This window comes from Bradyrhizobium sp. LA6.1, assembly GCF_040547805.1.
Classification (GTDB): Bacteria; Pseudomonadota; Alphaproteobacteria; order Rhizobiales; family Xanthobacteraceae; genus Bradyrhizobium; species Bradyrhizobium barranii.
In genome coordinates, this window is record NZ_JBEPQK010000005.1 from 182,582 (window position 1) to 197,276 (window position 14,695).

Below are 14,695 nucleotides of genomic sequence, written 5' to 3' on the forward strand. Positions count from 1 at the left end.
GGCCGGCCTATTCGGCGGCGATCCGTTCCATTGCCATGGCGCGAAGCCGGGCGCGCTGGATTTTCACACCGTTGGCGCTGTCGGTGACGGGGAAAGCGTCGACGATATAGATTCGGGCCGGCACCTTGTAGCCGGCGAGCCGCTCGCGCAGGCGCGCCACCAGCATCTCCTGCTGCGGCGGCTCCTTGGCCGGGATCACAAAGGCGACGCAGCGCGCCTGACCCCTAAGATCGATCGCGACAGCCTGGGCGTCGGCAACCCCCGTGCAGGCTTTGAGCTCGTCCTCGATCTCGCCCGGCGCAACCAGGAAGCCGCCGAGCCGCATCGCATCGCCCGCGCGGGTCTCGTAGACGAAGGCGCCGTCGCCGCGCAGGCGGCCGATATCGCCGGTGCGGAAGAAGCCGTCGGCAGTGATCGCATCGCGCGTCGCATCCGGGTTGTTGAAATAGCCGAGGAAGCACGAGGGCGCGCTGATCTCGATCTCGCCGGAGATGCCTTGCGCCGCCAGCTCCCCGGTCTCGGTATCGCGCACGCGCACCTTCGCGCCGGGAGACATCGGCCAGCCGCCGCCTTCGATGCGATCGGCGAAGGCATCACCGGGGCGGGCGATCGAGAACAGCGCCTGCACCTCGCTCGAGCCGTAGAGGCCGAACAGCGGCATGCCGCGCGCCTCGGCCTCCGCGGCGAGCTCACGCCAGCCGGGCTGGAACGCGGCGAAGCCGCAGACTTCGAGATGCGGGAATGGCCGTGGCGCATCGGCGAGCGCGAGGATGCGGCGGAACATCTCGTCGGAGCCGAAGGCGTGCGTGATCTTGTGTTCGCCAAGGACCTTCGACGCTGATGCCGCCTCGAAAGCATCGAGCACATGGATGGTCGCGCCGGCTGCGATGAAGCCGAGCAGGCTGGTCATGCCGAAGGTGCCGCAGAACGGCAGCATGGCCAGCAGCGAATGGCGCTGTGGCGCGAGTTTTAGCGCCTTGGCGACGGAGGCGGCGTGCGTGGCGAGCGTCCGCTGCGAATGCGCGACGAGCTTCGGCCCCTTGGTCGTGCCCGATGTCGTGTAGAGCAGCACCGGCAGATCGACATCGTCCTGCGCCGGCGGCGCTGGCGGATAGGACTTCTCGAACGCATCGAAGTGCGCACAGGGCCAGTGTGCGGGGATCGCATCCCCGCCGACCACCACGAGCCTTTGCAGCGCAGGCACTTCGTCCCTGCTGACCTCGGCGAGGATGGCGGAAAAATCGATCGAGCGGAAGGCGGCCTCGACCACCATCAGCCTGGCGCCGGACACCTTGAGCAGATGGCCGACTTCCGCGCTGCGGTAGCGGGTATTGACCGCGGCCACGATCGCACCGCAGCGGGCGGCGGCGAACAGCAGTGCGATCCATTCGACCCGGTTGACCAGCCAGACCGCGACCACGTCGCCCTGGCCGATGCCTTGCGCGGCAAGCCATGCGGCGGTCTGCTCGACCTTCCCGGAGAATTCCGCGCGCGAGACCGGCCTGCGGTCAAACACGAAGGCGGGCTCGGCGCCTTCGGTGCCGATCAGCGATTGAAGCGAGAATTGGTTGACGCTCATGGCAACCGGACTAACCCGATCGCGCAGACCTGTCTACTTGGTGCCGAACATCCGGTCGCCGGCATCGCCCAGGCCCGGCACGATGTAGCCGTGGTCGTTGAGCCGCTCGTCGATCGCGGCGGTCCAGATCGGCACGTCGGGATGCTCGCTCTGGAACTGCGCGATGCCTTCGGGCGCGGCCAGAAGGCAGACGAAGCGGATGTCGCGGGCGCCGCGCGCCTTGAGCAGGGAGGCGCCGGCGCAGGCCGAGTTGCCGGTCGCCAGCATCGGGTCCATCAGGATCACGGTGCGGTCGGACAGGTCCTGCGGCGCCTTGAAGTAATATTCCACGGCCTGCAATGTCTCGGGGTCGCGGTAGAGCCCGATATGGGCGATGCGCGCCGACGGCATCAGCGCCAGCATGCCGTCGAGGAAGCCGACGCCGGCGCGCAGGATCGGCGCCAGCGTGAGCTTCTTGCCGGCGATCTTCGGTGCCCGCATCGGGGAGATCGGCGTCTCGATCTCGACGAGCTCCAGTGGCAGATCGCGCGTCACCTCGTAGCCGAGCAGCATCCCGATCTCGTTCAGGATCTCGCGAAAACTCTTGGTCGAGCGGTCCTTCTCCCGCATGAGGGAGAGCTTGTGCTGGACCAGGGGGTGGGCGACGACATTGACGCTGCTTGTGCTCATGAAACCGATCTACACGGTTCCGTGAAATTGCGCCAGATCGGCCAGATCTTTTCGCGGGGATACGCGGCCTCAGGCGGGCATCGCGACGGCGCTGCGCACCCGGCTGCTGGCCTCGTAGGCAGCCATGGTCAATTCACGGTCCATCGATGTGCCGGATTCTAAACTCCCAGCCCGCGTGCCACGAGCGTGATCACGATTGTCAGGATCGCGCCCCAGATCAGGCTCAGCGTCATGGTCAGGATCGTCGTCGTGACCGCCTGCTCCAGATTTCCCTTGAGGAGCTGCATGCTACTTGTCCGTGGCAGGCGCGGCGCCGATGCGCATGCCGAGCAGCAATGCCCCCATCACCGCAACCAGGATGGCGATCTTGAGCTCAATCATGTCCGCAGCCTTGCCGCCGCGCGGGCCAGGAGCCGCCTCGCGCCCTCCGCCAGCGCAATCAGCGGATTGCCGCGGTTCTCGATATCGAGCTCGAAGGTCTCGGCGGGAAACACCAGCGCGCATCTTGCGAGGCCACTCTGCCGGTTGGCGAAATCGACCGCTGAGCTCTTGAACAGGAAGAGACCGCCGATGCGTCCATGCGCCTCCCGCGCGACCCAGAGGCCGGCGCTGTTGCGCCCGATGAAGAAGGCGGGGATGGCGGTGCTTATGACATCCGGGTCGATCGGTCCAAGGCACGCCGCGGACGCGGCCATTGTCGGTCGCTCGGGCTGGCGGCGCGTGGCTTGAAGGGCGATCGCGGTCATCGCGGCTTCCTCACACATCTGCAAGGTCATGATGGTCTCCCATGCCGTCAGGCGTGGAGGTGCCAGACATAGATCGCGGTCTTCAGCGCGATCAGCGCTGCGAGCACGCTGCCCATCGAGAGCAGGGTCAGCGCGCTGAGCGCGATGCGCTTGAGCTGCGCCTTGCGCTCCGGCGAGATCCGTGCGGGGCGTTCGGCCCAGCCAAGGGAGCGCTCAACGCCATGTGTCAGCATCGACATGTCTGCATTCCTTCGTCAGCATGGCGGCGGCCGAGGCCGCCGCAATCTGCCTCCTATGATGTCCATCGTTGCGTAGGATTGCGAGATGAGCGCCGAGGCACCAGTATAGGAATGCTATAAGGATGCCGACCGTCGCGCCGGCAGCCCTCTGAAGAGACCGGGGTTCCGCTTCGGCCGGGCCTGAGACGGCGCAGGATCCGAATGCGTCATCCCGATCGCTGCGGCAAAGGCGTTCCGCAGCCGCGGTTCCTCGATCTGCTTGCAGAAGCATTCCAGCGTCGCTTCCACACTCTGCCGCTGCCCGCTGATGGCCGCACAGAGTTGCGAGCTGGTCCGCCGAAAGAAGTGGAGGGAGTCCGTGGCGCCGCCGCCCAGATGATCGAGCTCCGCCGCGAGCGCGGCGACATTAAGCCTGTCGGACTCATCGAGCGTCACGGCAAATCGCAGCAGCGTGAGCTGCCAGGCGCGGAGCAGCCTGTGAGGCCCTTCGATTGATTGCCGCATGGGGATACCCGGATGCCGTGCGACGCCTCAGGCGCCGACGCGGTCGATCAGCTCCTCGTCGGCGATCGCGGCGAATGCGCGTACCACTTCCCTCTGCGCGGCTGCGTCCAGCGGAACGATCGGAAGCCTTGTGGCGGGCGACATCAGGCCAAGCACGCCGAGTGCACATTTAAGTGCGGCCGGGCTCTCCTTCCCGAGGCAGGCGATCAAGGGGATCAGGCGCCTGTGCAGGTACCGGGCGGATTGCAGCCGGCCCTGCCTGACATGTGAAAAAATCGTGCGGCAGAGATCCGGCGCGACGTTGGCAATCTCCGAGATCGCGCCATCGCCGCCGTCCGCGATGAAGCCGAGGGCGGTGGTGTCGTCGCCGGATAGACAGCGAAAGCCGGCGGGCAGGCGGTGGGACAGGCGCATCGGACGGGTAATGTCGCCACTCGCATCGCGCAAGCCCACGAACTGGCGCGATTCGACGAGACGCAGAAGCGTCTCGTCGGCGAGCGGCCGCAGCGTGCGGGAGGGTGCGTCGTGCAGGATCACGGGCAGGCCGATCGAGCCGGCAATGGCGCGGAAGTGCGCGAGCATTCCTTCCTGCATCGGCTTGTTGTAGGCGGGCACCACCGACATCACGGCATCGGCGCCGGCCGCCTCCGCGCGCCGCGCGAGTTCGATGGCGTGGCTCGTTGAATTCGACACGGCGCCGGCAATGATCCGCACGCGGCCACGCGCGACATCGACCGCGGTGCGAATGATCAGCGCCTGCTCGGCCGGCGAGAGCGTCGGTGCCTCGCCGGCGGTCTCACACACCACCAGTGCGGGTACGCCGGCCGCGATCTGACGCTCGCAGAGCGCGACGAACGCCTTCAGGTCGTTCGCGTCGGCCGAATCGAACGGCGTCGGCAGGTCCGGTATGAACCCGGTGAACCAGGCGGAGGGTGGGATGAACATGGTTTTTTGCCGAGAAGCTCAGGCGGCGCGCTTGGGAGCGGCGGCATCGGGCCTGCTGCCCATGTCGAGCTCGATCTCGCGTGGCAGCTCGATGATGGTCTCGGGGTGCTGTCCGTTTTCGAACAGCGCATATTTGATGGCCTGGGCGCGGTTGACGAACAGGCCACCGTAGAGGCCGTTCTGCTGCTGGGCGACCCACTGTCCCCTGTGGTTGCGGCCGATGAAGACGATGGTCGAGGGAGAGCTGCACGAGGGAGGTTCGACGAGTTTCACTTTCGTATTCCTTCCGATTGACGCGGGCGGCGGGTGCGTGTCCCGCGACCACCCGATCAATATCTTTTCAAGCGAATATGATTTCGAGTGAGGCTGCGCGACGATCTCATAGGAAGGTCATAAAGCCCGATGTTCAGGCCAGCTCGTTGACGACCTGAACCAGCGCGAACAGGGCGCCGAAGGCAACGCCCTCGTCCCAATGATTGAGGACGGCACCGAACAGCGGCTCGCGCCTGACGAGGCCGGCGAGGGCGCACAGGATGATCGACATCCAGAGCAGGGCGGAGAGGCTGCGTGCAAAGCCGACGCTGCCGAAGGCTGCAAAGGCGACGAGCAGTGCGATGCGGACGGCAAAGCGCGCGATCAACCGCGTCGGGCTGAGGCCCCGCGACATGTCTGAAGATTGCGGCAAGGCGCGAACCTCCGCTTGGCCTAGCTGAAATTCTCGCAAGCGACCGGCTGATAGAGCGGGTCCGGGGCGGCGCGCACGGTGGGAACGCTCGGCCGCGATACCTCCACGGCCAATGCCTGTACCTCGATGAAGGCCGACAGCAACGCCAGCGCGAGATCGGCATGCCGGGCTTCGACAGCGGCGTCGAGCCAGTCCGGCAATTCGCGCTCGCGCGACAGCGCGCAATGCCACTCGCCCTCGTCATAGGCGATGCGGCGGACCTGCCACATCGGCAGCTCGAGCTCGATCAGCGCCAGCGCGGCGTCGGTCCAGGCCTCGGCGTCGACCAGGCGCGTGATATGCGCGCTGCGCTCGCTCCGCCCGCGCGACGGGAAGCGCCGGCAGGCCTGATCGATGATGTCGAGCATCAGCGGACGCGTCATTGCCGGTGCCGCGCGAAGCTGCTGGTTGAGGGAAGGTGGGGCAAGGCGTCGGAGAACGGCGGTCATGTCAGGCCTCCTGGAATTGGCGTCGGTCAGTCGGCCGGCCTCTCCAAGATGGCTGGAAGCGCATTTGAAAACGAGATGGGGGCGGGACGGGCGATATAAGGATTTCATAAGTGCACGGAATCTTCCGGATAAGAGCGACAGATCCCCGGCCGCCGTCGCCGCCGAAGGTCGAGGCTTATAGAAGCAGGGCTTTTTGAAAAGACCCTGGCCATGGCCTGCCTTAACAACGGTAGTGAAAGCAACGGTGGCTTGTGTCGCTGCGCTGCCTGCTCGGAACGACCGTCCGGAATACAGTGTCGGTGCCACATGGCGAACAGCCACGACGCGTCGGCACTTATAGAATTCATATAACTTCGCCATAGGCCTCATCTCGAAAACCTATGCCGGTGGTGGCACTTCAACACGGTCAAAAGTCCCGGCTGGTGCCGTGGAAATGCTTTGCATTTCCTTCGTTCCACGCGCTCGCCGGACGCCTGAGAAACGGTTGCGTCCGACATAAAGCCGCAACGAGGAGCATTCCCATGATGGACATTCTGACGCTGGCGCTGGGCTTTGGCTTCTTCGCGCTTGCGATCGGCTACACCTACGCCTGCGAACGGCTGTGAGGGAGCGGACCATGACCTTCGATTATTCGCTCGCCGCCGTCGTCTCGCTCGGTCTCCTGTTCTACCTCACTTACGCACTGCTGCGGCCCGAGCGGTTCTGACCCGTGCTGCTGCTTCTCGAATTGCTGCTCGCGGACGCCGCGCTCGTCGCGTGCCTGCTTGCCCTGATCCTGCCGCTCCTGCGCAGGACAAACGTCCTAAAGGGTTGATGCCATGACTATGATCGGTTGGCTCCAGATCATTCTCTTTTGCGCGATTATCGTCGCGCTGACAAAACCGCTCGGCGGGTACATGACGGCTGTGTTCAACGGCGAGCGGACGTTCCTGTCGCCGGTGCTGCGGCCGATCGAGGCCGGCATCTACTGGTTTTCCGGCGTCGAAGAGAGGCGCGAGCAGCATTGGCTGACCTACACGGTCTCGATGCTGCTGTTCCATGTCGGCGGCTTCCTCATCATCTACGGCGTGATGCGGCTTCAGGCGGTGTTGCCCTTCAACCCGGCCGGGCAGGGCGCGGTCGCCCAGGATCTCTCCTTCAACACCGCGATTTCCTTCATCACCAACACCAACTGGCAGAATTACGGCGGCGAGAGCACGGTATCCTATCTCGTGCAGATGCTCGGCCTGACGCACCAGAATTTCCTGTCGGCGGCGACCGGCATCGCGCTCGCGGTGGCTATGATCCGCGGATTCTCGCGCGCCTCGATGCGCACGGTCGGTAATTTCTGGGTCGACGTCACCCGCACGACGCTTTACGTGCTGCTGCCGATCTGCGTCGTCTACACGCTGTTCCTGGTCTGGCAGGGCATCCCGCAGACGCTCGGCGATTACGTCGAGGCCACGACGCTCGAAGGCGCCAAGCAGACCATCGCGGTCGGCCCGGTCGCCTCACAGGTCGCGATCAAGATGCTGGGCACCAATGGCGGCGGCTTCTTCAATGCCAACGCCGCCCATCCCTTCGAGAACCCGACGGCGCTGTCGAACTTCGTTCAGATGCTCTCGATCTTCCTGATCGGCGCGGCCATGACCAATGTGTTCGGCCGCATGGTCGGCAACCAGCGCCAGGGCTGGGCGATCTTCGCGGTGATGGGCGTGCTGTTCATCGCCGGTGTCTCCATCACCTATTGGGCGGAAGCCAACGGCACCTCGATGATGCATGCGCTCGGCCTCACCGGCGGCAACATGGAGGGCAAGGAAGTCCGCTTCGGCATCGTCGCATCCTCGTTGTTCGCCGTGGTGACCACGGCCGCCTCCTGCGGCGCGGTCAACGCCATGCATGACAGCTTCACCGCGCTCGGCGGCATGATCCCGCTGATCAACATGCAACTCGGCGAAGTCATCATCGGCGGCGTCGGCGCCGGCCTCTATGGCATGCTGCTGTTCGTCGTGCTCGCGATCTTCGTCGCCGGCCTGATGGTCGGCCGCACACCGGAATATGTCGGCAAGAAGATCGAGGCGCGCGAAGTCAAGATGGCGATGCTCGCGATCCTGGTGCTGCCGCTGATGTATCTCGGCTGGACCGCGGTCGGCGTGGTCTATCCGGCGGCGGTCGCCTCCATGGCGAATGCCGGCCCGCATGGCTTCACCGAGGTGCTCTACGCCTTCACCTCGGCGACCGGCAACAACGGCTCGGCCTTCGCGGGCCTCACCGGCAACACGCTCTTCTACAACCTCACGCTCGCATCCGCGATGTTCGTCGGCCGGTTCTTCATGATCGTTCCGGCGATGGCGATTGCGGGCTCGCTGGCCGCCAAGAAGTCGATCCCGCCGTCGGCGGGCACGTTCCCGACCACGGGCGGGCTGTTCGTCGGCCTCGTCGTGGGCGTGATCCTGATCATCGGCGGCCTGACCTTCTTCCCGGCACTCGCGCTCGGCCCGATCGTCGAGCAACTCGCGATGAACGCCGGCAACGTCTTCTGATTGTTTGGAGTGACCTCCATGGATACGATGAAACTGCAAAAACGTGCCCCGATGTCGGCAATGCTCGATCCCAAGATCGTTCTGCCCGCGATCAGCGCGTCCTTCACCAAGCTCGACCCGCGGCTGATGATCAAGAACCCCGTGATGTTCGTGGTCGAGATCGTGGCCGCGCTCACCACGGTGATCTTCCTGCGCGACCTCGTCGCCGGCGGCGAGAATCTCGGCTTCACCTTCCAGATCATCCTCTGGCTCTGGTTCACGGTGCTGTTCGCCAATTTCGCCGAAGCGGTGGCCGAAGGCCGCGGCAAGGCACAGGCCGAATCGTTGCGCAAGACCCGCACCGAGAGCCAGGCCAAGCTGCTGAGCGGCGCGGGCCAGGCCTTCACGCTGGTGCCGGGCACCAGCCTGAAGGTCGGCGATATCGTGCTGGTCGAGGCCGGTGACGTCATCCCCTCCGACGGCGAGGTGATCGAAGGCGTCGCTTCCGTCAACGAAGCCGCCATCACTGGCGAGTCCGCGCCCGTGATCCGCGAGTCCGGCGGTGACCGGTCGGCGGTGACCGGCGGCACGCAGGTGCAGTCCGACTGGATCCGCGTCCGCATTACGGCCGCGCAAGGCTCGACCTTCATCGACCGCATGATCAAGCTGGTCGAGGGCGCCGAGCGGCAGAAGACGCCGAACGAGATCGCGCTCAACATCCTGCTCGCCGGCCTCACCATCATCTTCGTGTTCGCCACCGTCACCATTCCGAGCTATGCGGCTTATGCCGGCGGCTCGATCTCGGTGGTCGTGCTGGTCGCACTGTTCGTGACGCTGATCCCGACCACGATCGGCGCGCTGCTGTCGGCGATCGGTATCGCCGGCATGGACCGCCTGGTCCGCTTCAACGTGCTGGCGATGTCCGGCCGCGCGGTCGAGGCTGCCGGTGACGTCGACACGCTGCTGCTCGACAAGACCGGTACGATCACGCTCGGCAACCGCCAGGCGACCGCCTTCCGCCCGGTTCGCGGCGTCACCGAGCAGGAGCTCGCCGATGCGGCGCAGCTCGCCTCGCTCGCCGACGAGACGCCGGAAGGCCGCTCCATCGTCGTGCTGGCGAAGGAGAAGTATTCCATTCGCAGCCGGGACATGGCCGAGCTTGGCGCCACCTTCATTCCGTTCACGGCACAGACCCGCATGAGCGGTGTCGATGCCGGCGGCTCGTCGGTGCGCAAGGGCGCGGTCGATGCCATGCTCAACTATGTCGGCGGCGGTGCGCCGCTGGCCGTTGCCTCCGGCAACACCGCGCGCGCCATCCAGCCTGCGGTCCTTTCCGACGTCGGCCGTGAAGTCCAGACCATTGCCGACGAGATCTCGAAAGCAGGCGGAACGCCGCTTGCGGTCGCCAAGGACGGCAAGCTGCTCGGCGTCATCCAGCTCAAGGACATCGTCAAGGGCGGCATCCGCGAGCGCTTCGCAGAACTGCGCCGCATGGGCATCCGCACCATCATGATCACGGGCGACAACCCGATGACGGCCGCTGCGATCGCGGCGGAGGCGGGCGTCGATGATTTCCTCGCGCAGGCAACGCCCGAGGACAAGCTCAAGCTGATCCGCGACGAGCAGGCCAAGGGCAAGCTGGTCGCCATGTGCGGCGACGGCACCAACGACGCGCCGGCGCTTGCCCAGGCCGACGTCGGCGTCGCCATGAACACCGGCACCCAGGCCGCCCGCGAGGCCGGCAACATGGTCGACCTCGATTCCAACCCGACCAAGCTGATCGAGGTGGTCGAGATCGGCAAGCAGCTGCTGATGACACGCGGTGCGCTGACGACGTTCTCGATCGCCAACGACGTCGCAAAGTATTTTGCGATCATCCCGGCGATGTTCCTGGCGTTCTACCCGCAGCTCAACGTGCTCAACGTCATGAACCTGTCGAGCCCGCAGAGCGCCATCCTGTCGGCGATCATCTTCAACGCGCTGGTCATCATCGCGCTGATCCCGCTGGCGCTGAAGGGCGTGGCCTATCGCGCGGTCGGTGCCGGCGCATTGCTGAGGCGCAACCTCCTGATCTACGGCCTCGGCGGCATCGTGATTCCCTTCATCGGCATCAAGGCGATCGACCTCGTCGTCACCGCCTTGCATCTGGCTTGATCGTCGTCGCGGGGCGCACCGCGCCCCGCGCAATGACGAAAGATTTGGAGACCTAACATGCTCAGAGAAATTCGCCCCGCCATCGTCCTGCTGCTGGTGCTCACCGCCATCACCGGCCTGGCCTATCCGCTCGCAATGACCGCTATTGCCGGTGCGATCTTCCCCTCACAGGCGCAGGGCAGCCTGATCGAGCGGGACGGCAAGGTGATCGGCTCCGCCCTGATCGGGCAGGAGTTCAAGGAGGACAAATATTTCCACGGCCGCCTCTCGGCGACTTTGGCGCCGGACCCGAATGATTCGACCAAGACGGTGTCGGCGCCCTACAACGCGGCCAACTCGGGCGGCTCCAACCTTGGCCCGACCAGCAAGGCGCTGGCCGACCGGCTCAAGGAGGATGTGGACAAGTTGAAGGCTGAAAATCCGAACGCCGCCGTGCCGGTCGACCTAGTCACCACCTCGGCCAGCGGCCTCGACCCGGACATCTCGCCGGAAGCGGCTGAATTTCAGGTGCCGCGGGTGGCGAAGGCGCGGAATCTGCCGGACGCTCAGGTCAAGCAGCTCGTGGCCTCCAACACCCAGGGCCGTTTGCTCGGCCTGATTGGCGAACCGCGGGTTAACGTTCTGGCACTGAACCTCGCGCTCGATCGCGCCACCGCGAAGTAGCGGTCTAGGCTGGGGGCGGGCGGATGATTATATTGGCCTGATGGTCCGAGAGCGCCGCGATCCCGAACAACGTCCGTCCCCTGAGGCGCTGCTTGAGGCCGCGCGCCGGGAGGAGAGCGCGAGCGGAAAGCTGAAGATCTTCGTCGGCGCCGCCCCCGGCGTCGGCAAGACCTACGAGATGCTGCAAAGCGCCCATGCCAGGCGCAAGGCGGGCATCGACGTGGTGGTCGGCTTTGTCGAGACCCATGGCCGCGCCGAGACCGAGGCGCTGGTGCGCGGGCTCGAGGTGGTGCCGCGCAAGAGGTTCGATTACCGCGGCCAGAGCGTCGAGGAGATGGACCTCGATGCCGTGATCGAGCGCCGCCCTCGAATCGCGCTGGTTGACGAGCTCGCTCATACCAATGCCGCCGGCAGCCGCCATCCCAAGCGCTATCTCGACGTCGAGGAGCTGCTGTCCCACGGCATCGACGTCTACACCGCCGTCAACATCCAGCATATCGAGAGCCTGAACGACGTCGTCGCCCAGATCACCCATGTGCGGGTGCGCGAGACCGTGCCGGACTCGGTATTCGACCGCGCCGATGCGATCGAGCTGATCGACCTCACGCCCGACGATTTGATCCAGCGGCTTCGGGAGGGCAAGGTCTATGTGCCCAAGCAGGCCGAGCGGGCGCTGGAGCACTATTTCTCGCCCGGCAATCTGACCGCGCTGCGCGAGCTGGCGCTGCGGCGTACGGCCGAGCGGGTCGACGAGCAGCTTCTCAATCACATGCAGGCGAATGCCATCGCCGGCCCCTGGGCCGCGGGCGAGCGCATCCTCGTCTGCATCAGCGAGGATCCGCGCGCGGCCGGGCTCGTGCGCTACACCAAGCGGCTGGCCGACCGGCTGCATGCGCAATTCACCGCGATCTCGATCGAGACCCGGCGGTCGCTCCAGCTTTCGGACGAGGAGCGCGACCGTCTCGCCGATACGCTGCGGCTTGCCGAATCGCTCGGCGGTGAAGCACTGACCATTCCCGCTGTCGGCCGCCGCATCGCCGACGACGTCATCAACTTCGCGCAAGGCAACAACGTCACCCAGATCGTGATCGGGAAATCGACGCGCTCGCGGTGGTTCGAACTGACGCGCGGCTCCGTCGTGCATGATCTCGTGCGCAGTTCCGGCAATATCAGCGTTCACGTCATTCCCGGCGATGAGCTCGCGGACGAGCCGGCGCCGAAGACGGCGGTCCAGACGGCAGCACGGGCAGAGGCGTTTGATGCACGTCCCTATTTGAAGGCGCTCGGGATCACTGCGCTCGGCCTTGCCGCAGCGGTGGCGATCAAGCCGTATTTCGGCATCGAAAACGTCGACCTGATGTTCCTGACCGCGGTTGTCGCCGTGGCCGTTCGCTACGGGTTGTGGCCGTCGCTTCTTGCCAGCGTCGCGGCGTCGCTGGCGTACAACTTCTTCTTCCTGCCGCCGGTCTACACTTTCACGATTACCGACCCGACCAATGTCGCAGCGTTCTTCTTTTTCATGTTGATCGCGTTCGTGGTGTCGAACGTTGCCGGGCGGGTGCGCACGCAGGCGGACACCGCGCTCGGCCGCATCCGCACGACCGAGCAGCTCTATGCGTTCAGCCGCAAGCTCACGGGCACCGGCACGCTCGACGATGTGCTCTGGGCAACGGCCTATCAAACTGCGCTGATGCTGAAGGTTCGCGTGGTCCTGCTGCTGCCGGAGGAAGGGCTGCTCACGGTGAAGTCCGGCTATCCGCCCGAGGACCAGATCGACCAGGCCGATCTCGCCGCCGCCAATTGGGCCTGGAGCAACGATCGTCCCGCCGGCCGCGGCTCGGACACGCTTCCCGGCGCCAAGCGGCTGTTCCTGCCGATGCGCACCGGGCGTGGTCCGATCGGCGTCATCGGCATCGACAATGATCGGACCGGTCCGCTGCTGACCCCGGACCAGCGCCGGCTGTTCGATGCGCTCGTCGACCAGGGCGCACTGGCAATCGAGCGCGTGCTGCTGGTCGAGGACGTGGATCGCGTCAAGCGCACCGTCGAATCCGAGCGGTTGCGCTCTGCGCTGCTGACCTCGATCTCGCACGATCTCAAGACGCCGCTCGCCTCCGTGCTCGGTGCGGCCTCGACCATGCGCGATCTCGCCGGTGCCTTGTCCGACACCGAGAAGCGCGACCTGCTCGCGACCGTGATCGACGAGTCAGAGCGCCTTAACCGCTTCATTGCCAATCTGCTCGACATGACAAAGCTCGAATCCGGCGCCATTGTGCCCAACGCGGCACTGCACGATCTCGGCGAGATCGTCGGCAGCGCGCTGCGGCGTGCGAGCAAGATATTGACGGCGCACAGGGTGGAACTGGTGCTGGCTGCCGATCTGCCGATGCTTCAGCTCGATGCCGTGCTGTTCGAGCAAGTGCTGTTCAATCTGCTCGACAATGCCGCAAAATATTCGCTGCCCGATACAGCCATCTCGATCCGCAGCCGGCGCGAAGGGAATCAAGTTGTGTTAGAGATCGCCGACCAGGGTGGCGGCATTCCGCCTGACGAGCTCGAGAGCGTGTTCGACAAATTCTATCGGGTGCAGAAGGGCGACCATGTCCGTCCCGGCACCGGGCTGGGGCTCGCCATCTCCCGCGGCTTCGTCGAGGCGATGCAGGGCACGATTTCGGCCGCCAACCGCGGCGACCGCAGCGGCGCGATCCTCACCATCCGTCTGCCCGTTCCGGCAGGGACCCACGCATTGGATACCGCAGCATGAGCGCCGCCCCGATCAAGGTTCTGGTCATCGACGACGAGCCGCCGATCCGAAAATTGCTACGGATGGGGCTGACGACGCAGGGCTACGAGATCCTGGAGGCGCCGAACGGCAAGACCGCGCTGGAAAAGCTCACCGAGGAGCCGGCGCTGATCATCCTCGATCTCGGCCTGCCCGACATCCAGGGCCACGAGCTGTTGCGCACCATCCGCGCCCGCAATGAAGCCGTGCCGATCGTGGTGCTGTCGAGCCGGGGCGACGAGGCCGGCAAGGTGCAGGCGCTCGATCTCGGTGCCGACGATTACCTGACAAAGCCGTTCGGCATGGACGAGCTGTTGGCGCGCCTGCGCGCCGCGCTGCGGCATCAGCTCCAGGTTCAGGGCGAGCGTCCGGTGTTCCGCACCGGCGATCTCTCCGTCGATCTGGTGCGCCGCATCGTCAAGCTCGGCGAGCGCGACGTAAAACTGTCGCCGAAGGAATACGATCTTTTGCGCGTGCTGGTTCAGCACGCCGGCAAGGTGCTGACCCATCGTTTCCTGCTCAAGGAGCTCTGGGATGAGCTCACCGACGCACAATATCTGCGCGTCTATGTCCGCCAGCTCCGCCAGAAGATCGAAGCCGACCCCGAACGCCCGCAATATGTGCTGACGGAGACGGGGATCGGGTACCGGCTGAAGGCGGGGGATTAGCTTTCGATCCTCATCCTGAGGAGCGCGGAACGCGCGTCTCGAAGGATGAAGGCCCGGCTGCAGCAGCGAGGC

General features: G+C 65.5%; 17 protein-coding genes. 8 read left to right on the forward strand and 9 right to left on the reverse strand.

Features of this window, described 5'->3' with window-relative positions:
• Positions 1-7 precede the first annotated feature (7 nt).
• The 5 genes from ABIB99_RS14700 to ABIB99_RS14720 all read right to left on the reverse strand — a co-directional run bounded on the left by ABIB99_RS14700 (position 8) and on the right by ABIB99_RS14720 (position 3,233).
• On the reverse strand, positions 8-1,579 hold the full coding sequence (locus tag ABIB99_RS14700) for an AMP-binding protein (RefSeq protein WP_063981381.1): 1,572 nt from the start codon (positions 1,577-1,579) through the stop codon (positions 8-10).
• A gap of 33 nt (positions 1,580-1,612) precedes the next feature.
• Positions 1,613-2,248 (reverse strand): uracil phosphoribosyltransferase, encoded by a 636-nt coding sequence (upp, locus tag ABIB99_RS14705; protein ID WP_085405247.1) that lies wholly within the window; start codon positions 2,246-2,248, stop codon positions 1,613-1,615.
• Positions 2,249-2,406: 158 nt separating this feature from the next.
• Positions 2,407-2,535, reverse strand: a complete 129-nt coding sequence (locus tag ABIB99_RS14710) for a hypothetical protein (RefSeq protein WP_256376468.1) — start codon at positions 2,533-2,535, stop codon at positions 2,407-2,409.
• Positions 2,536-2,625: 90 nt separating this feature from the next.
• Positions 2,626-3,024 (reverse strand): hypothetical protein, encoded by a 399-nt coding sequence (locus ABIB99_RS14715; RefSeq protein WP_063981383.1) that lies wholly within the window; start codon positions 3,022-3,024, stop codon positions 2,626-2,628.
• Positions 3,025-3,041: 17 nt separating this feature from the next.
• Complete coding sequence (locus ABIB99_RS14720; RefSeq protein WP_063981384.1) at positions 3,042-3,233, reverse strand: hypothetical protein; 192 nt, start codon at positions 3,231-3,233, stop codon at positions 3,042-3,044.
• 201 nt (positions 3,234-3,434) lie between these two features.
• On the opposite strand from ABIB99_RS14720, the gene ABIB99_RS14725 reads away from it, so the two are divergent.
• Positions 3,435-3,728 (forward strand): hypothetical protein, encoded by a 294-nt coding sequence (locus ABIB99_RS14725; protein ID WP_187387945.1) that lies wholly within the window; start codon positions 3,435-3,437, stop codon positions 3,726-3,728.
• A gap of 36 nt (positions 3,729-3,764) precedes the next feature.
• Here the strand turns inward: ABIB99_RS14725 and dapA are convergent, their stop codons facing one another.
• The 4 genes from dapA to ABIB99_RS14745 all read right to left on the reverse strand — a co-directional run bounded on the left by dapA (position 3,765) and on the right by ABIB99_RS14745 (position 5,855).
• Complete coding sequence (dapA, locus tag ABIB99_RS14730) at positions 3,765-4,682, reverse strand: 4-hydroxy-tetrahydrodipicolinate synthase (protein ID WP_354176324.1); 918 nt, start codon at positions 4,680-4,682, stop codon at positions 3,765-3,767.
• 18 nt (positions 4,683-4,700) lie between these two features.
• Positions 4,701-4,955 (reverse strand): hypothetical protein, encoded by a 255-nt coding sequence (locus ABIB99_RS14735; RefSeq protein WP_063981387.1) that lies wholly within the window; start codon positions 4,953-4,955, stop codon positions 4,701-4,703.
• A gap of 133 nt (positions 4,956-5,088) precedes the next feature.
• The gene (locus ABIB99_RS14740) at positions 5,089-5,367 is read right to left on the reverse strand and encodes a hypothetical protein (protein ID WP_081369150.1); all 279 of its coding nucleotides are present in this window, start codon (positions 5,365-5,367) and stop codon (positions 5,089-5,091) included.
• Between the two features lie 20 nt (positions 5,368-5,387).
• On the reverse strand, positions 5,388-5,855 hold the full coding sequence (locus tag ABIB99_RS14745; RefSeq protein ID WP_063981389.1) for a hypothetical protein: 468 nt from the start codon (positions 5,853-5,855) through the stop codon (positions 5,388-5,390).
• A gap of 380 nt (positions 5,856-6,235) precedes the next feature.
• Here ABIB99_RS14745 and ABIB99_RS14750 point away from each other — a divergent pair, with 380 nt between their 5' ends.
• The 7 genes from ABIB99_RS14750 to ABIB99_RS14780 all read left to right on the forward strand — a co-directional run bounded on the left by ABIB99_RS14750 (position 6,236) and on the right by ABIB99_RS14780 (position 14,623).
• Entirely contained in the window at positions 6,236-6,460 is a 225-nt protein-coding gene (locus ABIB99_RS14750) for a hypothetical protein (protein ID WP_354176325.1), read from the forward strand.
• Between the two features lie 11 nt (positions 6,461-6,471).
• Positions 6,472-6,561: a K(+)-transporting ATPase subunit F gene (locus tag ABIB99_RS14755; protein ID WP_041953522.1), complete on the forward strand. Its 90-nt coding sequence runs from the start codon at positions 6,472-6,474 to the stop codon at positions 6,559-6,561.
• 112 nt (positions 6,562-6,673) lie between these two features.
• The gene (gene kdpA / locus ABIB99_RS14760; protein ID WP_354176327.1) at positions 6,674-8,377 is read left to right on the forward strand and encodes a potassium-transporting ATPase subunit KdpA; all 1,704 of its coding nucleotides are present in this window, start codon (positions 6,674-6,676) and stop codon (positions 8,375-8,377) included.
• 18 nt (positions 8,378-8,395) lie between these two features.
• Positions 8,396-10,510 (forward strand): potassium-transporting ATPase subunit KdpB, encoded by a 2,115-nt coding sequence (gene kdpB / locus ABIB99_RS14765; RefSeq protein ID WP_354176328.1) that lies wholly within the window; start codon positions 8,396-8,398, stop codon positions 10,508-10,510.
• 57 nt (positions 10,511-10,567) lie between these two features.
• Positions 10,568-11,173, forward strand: coding sequence for a K(+)-transporting ATPase subunit C (locus ABIB99_RS14770; protein ID WP_085405239.1), 606 nt, complete (start codon positions 10,568-10,570; stop codon positions 11,171-11,173).
• A 40-nt stretch (positions 11,174-11,213) separates the two neighbouring features.
• Entirely contained in the window at positions 11,214-13,937 is a 2,724-nt protein-coding gene (locus tag ABIB99_RS14775) for a DUF4118 domain-containing protein (RefSeq protein ID WP_354176329.1), read from the forward strand.
• Entirely contained in the window at positions 13,934-14,623 is a 690-nt protein-coding gene (locus ABIB99_RS14780; protein ID WP_354176330.1) for a response regulator, read from the forward strand. The genes ABIB99_RS14775 and ABIB99_RS14780 overlap by 4 nt, the downstream gene beginning before the upstream one ends.
• Positions 14,624-14,695: the final 72 nt, after the last annotated feature.